Source organism: Proteus vulgaris, from assembly GCF_016239305.1.
GTDB classification, from domain to species: Bacteria; Pseudomonadota; Gammaproteobacteria; order Enterobacterales; family Enterobacteriaceae; genus Proteus; species Proteus vulgaris_C.
In genome coordinates this window covers 1-547 of sequence record NZ_JAEHOQ010000071.1, presented here as the reverse complement: position 1 = coordinate 547, position 547 = coordinate 1, and the positions used below count along the sequence as shown (strand labels likewise).

Annotated in this window: 1 rRNA gene; it reads right to left on the bottom strand. The window is 53.4% G+C overall.

The window, feature by feature from the left end:
• A 23S ribosomal RNA gene (locus JEP40_RS19010) occupies nucleotides 1–547 on the bottom strand; the annotation flags it as partial.

The window sequence follows — 547 nt, the reverse complement described above, 5'->3', positions numbered from 1 at the left end:
AGGGACTTCACTTACCGCCAGCGTGCCTTCTCCCGAAGTTACGGCACCATTTTGCCTAGTTCCTTCACCCGAGTTCTCTCAAGCGCCTGAGTATTCTCTACCTGACCACCTGTGTCGGTTTGGGGTACGATTGTTGGTAACCTGAAGCTTAGAGGCTTTTCCTGGAAGCAGGGCATCAATTGCTTCACCACCTTAGTGGTTCGTCATCACACCTCAGCATTAAGTGACCGGATTTGCCTAATCACTCTGCCTACATGCTTGAACCGGGACGACCGTCGCCCGGACAACCTAGCCTTCTCCGTTCCCCCATCGCAGTTACCACCAGTACGGGAATATTAACCCGTTTCCCATCGACTACGCTTTTCAGCCTCGCCTTAGGGGTCGACTCACCCTGCCCCGATTAACGTTGGACAGGAACCCTTGGTCTTCCGGCGTGCGGGTTTTTCACCCGCATTATCGTTACTTATGTCAGCATTCGCACTTCTGATACCTCCAGCATACCTCACAGTACACCTTCGCAGGCTTACAGAACGCTCCCCTACCCAAC